The organism is Runella zeae DSM 19591, from assembly GCF_000423565.1.
Taxonomy (GTDB): domain Bacteria; phylum Bacteroidota; class Bacteroidia; order Cytophagales; family Spirosomataceae; genus Runella; species Runella zeae.
On the sequence record NZ_AUIF01000090.1, the window covers coordinates 1 to 6,151 of the forward strand.

The 6,151-nt window shown below is 41.6% G+C and carries 4 protein-coding genes; all 4 read right to left on the bottom strand.

What is annotated here, in order from left to right:
• A partial coding sequence (locus G563_RS35205) for a S8 family serine peptidase (protein WP_063828420.1) occupies nucleotides 1-1,958 on the bottom strand: 1,958 nt, incomplete at its 3' end.
• A 146-nt stretch (nucleotides 1,959-2,104) separates the two neighbouring features.
• A complete protein-coding gene (locus G563_RS0118080; protein WP_028666540.1) occupies nucleotides 2,105-3,526 on the bottom strand; it encodes an MBL fold metallo-hydrolase in 1,422 nt (473 codons plus the stop codon).
• A 161-nt stretch (nucleotides 3,527-3,687) separates the two neighbouring features.
• Nucleotides 3,688-4,530 (bottom strand): methylated-DNA--[protein]-cysteine S-methyltransferase, encoded by an 843-nt coding sequence (locus tag G563_RS0118085; protein ID WP_028666541.1) that lies wholly within the window; start codon nucleotides 4,528-4,530, stop codon nucleotides 3,688-3,690.
• A 72-nt stretch (nucleotides 4,531-4,602) separates the two neighbouring features.
• A complete protein-coding gene (locus G563_RS0118090) occupies nucleotides 4,603-5,547 on the bottom strand; it encodes a replication initiation protein (RefSeq protein WP_084650905.1) in 945 nt (314 codons plus the stop codon).
• Nucleotides 5,548-6,151: the final 604 nt, after the last annotated feature.

A 6,151-nucleotide genomic window follows, 5' to 3' on the forward strand; every position in this document is an offset into this window, starting at 1 on the left:
CCTCCTTGATTTTCAGACCCAAACCACCCCGGAATAGCTTTAATAGCTGACCATCCACCCGTGACTACACCTTGGGCATTGAGGTTACGTCCGATGCGATAGTAGCCGTGGTTTTCACCTCCTGGATTATCAATATGATAGACTATTAAGTCTTTCCGCCCATTACCATCTATATCTGCCAAAGTCACTCCTGCCCCCTGATTTTCTGAGCCAAACCACCCTGGGACTGCATGAATAGCAGACCAAGAAGAAGCATTACCGGAGGCATTGAGGTTCCACCCAATCCGATAATAACCATGATTGGGGCCTCCAGGATTGTCGAGATGAAAGACCAATAAATCAGGCCCACCATTTAGTGAAATATCCGCAATCGCAATGTCTCCTCCCTGATTTTCAGAACCAAACCAACCTGGAATTATTCGAGGGTTATCCCATCTCAACAAAGCAGCCTGAACGGCCTTTAGGGCATTGATACGTCCAAACCCAGTACGATTGTCAAATCCATTTGTTCCTAAATCATCCGTAGATTGTCTCAGTATTAGCTCTACTTCAGGAGCTGATAAGCTGGAGTTCATAGAAATCACCAATGCAGCGACACCTGCTACATGGGGCGTGGCTGCACTTGTACCATTAAACGAGCTTATATAATCACCTGTTCCATAACCTCCTCCACCTCGAATATCGGTTGTGTCAATGTGTACCCCTGGCGCGCAAACGTCCACTTCTGCTCCAAAATTACTTCCCCACCAATTTTCCCCATCACGACTATTAGGTGTTTTGGCTTCTCCAAATTCATTACACGCTGCTACCGTAATTACTTCAGGTAATGTCCCTGGGAAACTTACCGGTCCGTTGTCGTTTCCTGCTGCAAAGCAAACTACACATCCACGTCCTGCTCGCCCTTGATTTCTGGCAAAACGAACTGCCTCAGTTATAGCAGTAGATGGACTTCCTCCTCCCCAACTGTTGCTTAGTACGTCGGCCCCCCGGGCTGCGGCTTGTCTAATACCATCCGCTAAAATTGCATCACTTGTATTCCAAAGATGGCGCCCATTTGCTGCAGTAAAGCCCGTTGCAATTCTCACTCCCATAATTCGGCAATTGGGTGCTACTCCCGTAATCCCACTTGCATTGTTACCAGCCGCCGCCGCAATCCCTGCACAAGCAGTGCCATGTCCGTCTATTGATTGCGGATTGGGTAAAGTACTTCGAGTTGCATCATATCCTGCTACTAATTTACCCGGCGTATTCAAATCAGGATGTGTATAATCTACCCCTTCATCTAATATGGCGATAGTGACTGTGCCATTCCCTCTTGTAATATCCCAAGCCAAGGTAGCTTTGATATCCTCACCTGCCACTCCTCCTCTTTGTCCAGTATTGCGAAGCGCCCATTGTTGCCCAAAAAGAGTATCATTGGGAATAAAATTAGGATGAAGAATACGAGTGAAGTTTGGTTGGGCATAGTCTACCAGACCACTTTCTTGGTACAAATTAGCCATTTCGAGTGCCTTGCCCGCACCTTCTACGGCTAAAATAAATGCATTAGGTTCATAATCATTTTCTCTAACTATCTTTACTTTATTTTTTTCGTTAAACTCCTTTATTTCTTCAATACTAACACTACTCTTAAAGCGGGCAATAAACTCTTCCGTTACCACCATCAAATCCTCGTTGGTTGTTTCAAATACAGGCAACTCATTAGCCGCGAAGTTAGTACTCAACGGTGCCACGTCTGAACTTATACGGCTATCCGAAGGCGTATCAACATCATACAGTACAATTCCATTTCCGACGTCCACCCCTGTAGGATGTGCAGCTACTCCTCCCAACACATTGGCAACCATAATCCGTGTATTTTCTGCAACGGGGTTATCAAATTTCACCGCTCTTTTTGTGGTAGATTTTGATAAGGGAATTTTCTTTCCTTCATAATAATAAAACAACTCTGTAGCCATTTTTTTGTAAGTTAAAGGTTGACAAATAGAACTTTTCCCACTTAGTCGTGAAAGTGTAGCTGAATGGTAACTATTTTTTGACTTTTCAATAAAAATCCCTGACTTTCGAAGGAAAGTCAGGGATAGACCTAATCGATTATGAAAAACTACAACAAAGTACTAGGGCAAACGTATTCGGTGAGAGGTAATTTGTGAGTGGCCTTGATAGCCGCAAAACCTCCTGCTACGTCCACAAGGTTTTGAAAACCACGGGCTTTCAGAATAGAAATAGCAATCATCGAACGGTAGCCTCCTGCGCAGTGAATATAAGTTGTCGTTGCAGGATTGAGACGAGCCATATTTTCATTCAAAAAATCTAACGGTAAGTTTTCAACCCCAATCACATGCTCTGAGTCATATTCGCTTTTCTTTCTCACATCAAAAACTGGAATAGAAGGTTGTTTCAGGTACAAGTCGGCAAAATGATCAGCCGAAATAGTAGCTACCTCCTCTATCTCTTTTTGAGCTTCTTTCCATGCCTCAAAGCCTCCCTCCAAATACCCAATACAATTGTCGTATCCGACTCTTGCCAAGCGGGTTATGGCTTCTTGCTCGCGTCCTTGCTCAGTCACTAAAAGAATAGGCTGCCTAATATCAGGAATCAACGTACCCACCCAAGACGCAAATTGCCCGTCAAGTCCAATATTGATGGCATTGGGTACAAATCCTTTGGCAAATGTTTGGGCATCTCTCACATCCAAAACCAGCGCCTCTGTTTCGTTGGCAGCAGCTTCAAAAGCGGCGGGTGTCAGCGATTGAGTACCTCTTTTCATTACCTCTTCCAAACTTTCATAACCTTTGATATTCATCAGTACATTTTGGGGAAAATAGCTTGGTGGCGCAACAAGCCCCGTCAATATCTCTTTGATAAATGCTTCTTTGGTAAGATTGGGATTAAGGGCGTAGTTGAATAATTTCTGATTGCCAAGGGTATCCGTGGTTTCTTTACTCATTTTTTTGCCGCAAGCACTTCCCGCACCGTGGCCGGGATATACGATGAGGTCATTAGACAAGGGCATTATTCTATTACGGAGTGATTCGTACAAATGCCCCGCTAGTTTTTCTTGGGTCAAATCACTCACTACATGCTGAGCCAAATCTGGACGTCCTACGTCTCCAATAAACAAAGTATCGCCCGTAAAAATGGCCGTTTCTTTGCCTTCTTCATCAATCAACAAAAAACAGGTAGATTCCATGGTATGACCCGGCGTATGAATGGCTCTGATTTTTATTTTACCTAACTGAAACTCCTGATTATCCTCAGCAATTAGTGCTGGATACGCAGGCTGTGCCAAGGGACCAAATACAATCGAAGCCCCCGTCTGATTAGATAAATCTAAATGTCCTGACACAAAATCAGCGTGAAAATGAGTTTCAAAAACATATTTGATGTGAGCCCCGTCGTTTTTGGCTTTTTCGATAAATGGCTTGGTATCACGCAGAGGGTCAATCACCGCAGCCTCACCTTCTGACTCAATATAATAGGCCGCTTCGGCCAAGCATCCAGTATAAATTTGCTCTACTTTCATCGTTGTAATTGTTTGGTTTTTGTTCTTTTTCGATGAAGCAAAAGTAGAGGCTAATACGAAGGCTTTTTGTAACATTTAGCACATTCAAAAACTGATTGTTGTCAGTCTTTGGAATAAACAAATTTCAAATCGACCATTATTAAAATCTGTAAATCAACAAATTACCTCCCAATCTTCGCTGCCTCCCAGCCTATGATAGCGGCTTTTCGAGGGCTTCCCCAATGGTATTGCCCCAAGATACCATTTGACTGTATTACCCGATGACATGGGATAAGAAAGGCTACGGGATTGTCGCCAATCGCTGAGCCTACCGCCCTAGCTGCGGATGGTTTTTCAATCTGCTGCGCTATATTTCCATAGGTTGTCAATTTTCCTTTAGGAATTTTGAGAAGCGCTTCCCATACTTTAAGCTGAAAATCTGTGCCTTTTAAATGCAATTTGATTTGAGGAAGTTGCTGCCAATCTTCTTTGAAAATCAATAGGGCATTTTGCTGATGTTGGTCAAGGATAGACCGATAGGTGGCTTTGGGGAATGCCAATTGAAGCGTATCAAAAGCATTGTTTGCTTCATCATCAAAAGCCATATAACACACTCCTTTGGGGGTCGATGCTACCATGATATTCCCAAAAGGAGTGTGGGCATAACTATAATTGATTGTGAGATTTTCGCCTCCATTTTTATATTCGCCGGGTGTCATGCCCTCAATATTTACAAACAAATCGTAAAGACGCCCCGTCCCCGACAAACCCGTTTCGAACGCTGCTTCTGAGAGCGTAGTTTGGGGCTGATTCAACATTTGTTTGGCATGTTCTATGCTCAGATATTGTAGAAATTTCTTCGGACTTATTCCCGCCCATTCACTAAACAATCTTTGAAAATGAAAAGGGCTCAAATGCACCTCTTCGGCAATCATCTCTAAACTAGGCTGTTGCCGAAAACTCCGTTGGATATACGCAATCGCTTCCTCAATTTTTTTGTAGGTGATTGGGTCTTGAGTTGTCATCACAATTTTTGGTTGATTCTTCTACAAAAGTACCAAGTACGAAGCCTCGTCAAAACCCGAAAATTGCGGTGTTTACTTACTTTTTTTTGTCTTGCTACTTTCGCTAAACCCTAAAATGACAGCCATGTAGGCCGTTGGGTTATTAGGACTGCGTTTGCCTGCTTGTATCTCCATATCGGCGTTGATAAACAAGTTGGCGAGGTCTTCATTTTGGATGATTTTGCTCTGCTGCAATCTAGAAAAATCATACGCCTGAAGCCGTTCTTGGAAATATTTCCAGCGGTCATCCATGTTCATTTTGCCGAGTTCTTCCCTTATTTCTTGTAGCTCGGCTAGTGCTTTCGACTCTTGCGTATTGATGATAAATGAAATGTGAGTCACCTTACGGCCTGTCTTATGTATTTGGTACGTAAATGATAAATCTGTCTTGGCCGAAATTTCTTCCAAACTTGGATCTAAGACGCGTCTTTTAAATTGCCCAAAATCATCATAAGTGTCTTCGGTAGCAGAAATCAAGTCGCGCAAATCATCTACCGAAATCTCAGACCAAGCTCCTCCATTAAAATTTTTCCAACGTGACAAGATTTCGTACAATCTTTGCGAATAGGTCTTATTGAGGGACAATGCAATAGCGAGTTCGTATTCGGTGTAGCCACTTTTGATTTTGGCGATATGGGGCAACACCTCGTACGAAACCCCAATCTCAAACACTCCTTCTTTGGCACTATATTTGGCCGAGGAGAATACATTATAGGCACTAAACTCTTTTTCTTCGTCATTACGTAGCCAAATCTGACAATTTCTCATCAGTGACTGCGTCATTGCTAATATCTGTCGATAATTGTTAGTAATCAGTTTTGCCGGAATGCGGAAGTACTTGTTTTGACGCAACTCCGCATCAGCTTCTGTGATTTGGTTCATTACTATATAAAACACACGCTTCTCCAACAACGAAAAATTCTGTCGACTCATAATAACCCCGTTGGGTTGGCGATTAAAATGTCTGAGCTTTATCATTCAAACTGCAATTAGGTTTGGACTAGCTAAGGTAGCTATCTTTTCTGTCAATACAATAAGATTGTCAGAATTTGCAATTGTTTTGCTACATTTTGACAGAATTGACCACAAAATATTGATTTTCAGATAATTACAAAACCACTACATTATTCATATCTATCTTAAATTCTTTATTTCAATGCAATCTTTGTTTTTTTTGTCATTTTTTAGGAACAAAACCTATAATCATAAAAATCAAAACAAAGCAACAAATATACAACTTGCTGAAAATGAGAATTTTACATTGTCATGGATTTCATTTTCGACTACATTTTGACAGAATTAACTCTTTTTATCCCCTACTCTTCTCATTATCGACTTCTTCCATTTTTTCAAAGCAGTTTGGTATCTTAAATTTTGATTTAAAATTTTAATCATTTCTTTTCAGTATATATTTTCTTTCATAGAAAATAGTTTTTACGTCCAAAAAACTACCAACATCCCTCCTCTACCACTCCTCCAAAATGGGGGGAATTTACAATTCTGTCAACTAATTCTGTCAGACATATTTAAAGACAGAGCTCGACTACATTTTGACAGAATTCGACTACATTTTGACAGAATT